This is a genomic window from Frankia sp. Mgl5 (genome assembly GCF_023242985.1).
GTDB lineage: Bacteria > Actinomycetota > Actinomycetes > Frankiales > Frankiaceae > Parafrankia > Parafrankia soli.
Window position 1 is genome coordinate 1 of the sequence record NZ_JALKFY010000554.1, and the last position, 341, is coordinate 341.

Annotated in this window: 1 pseudogene; it reads right to left on the bottom strand. The window is 54.5% G+C overall.

The features are described from left to right. Positions 1-117 precede the first annotated feature (117 nt). Positions 118-341 (bottom strand): annotated as a pseudogene (locus tag MXD62_RS10595) (energy-coupling factor transporter ATPase); the annotation flags it as partial.

Below are 341 nucleotides of genomic sequence, written 5' to 3' on the forward strand. Positions count from 1 at the left end.
TCGCAATGCATTCCCCTTCGTCTGCGTGCATGTTCACTCCATGAAGTGCTTTATGCTCTAGCGGAGTGCCCTGCATGTATGTATGCGTCAACTCTCGCACCTGCAGGATTGGTTGTGTCATGACCCGCTCGCCTCCGCCCTGACTGCGTGCAGCCGCTTTACCTCTGCCACGATTTCATCATTATGGATCAACGAACGGGCAAAAGGAGAATATTCACCGTGCACCAGCGCGGCAATTTGGCTCGCCTCCGGCACTTCAAGATGAAGCTCCTGCAATCGTTCCTGTCGACCAAACACCTCCCGAGGAGCTCCTTCCAGTACGATTTGCCCTTGCTCCATGA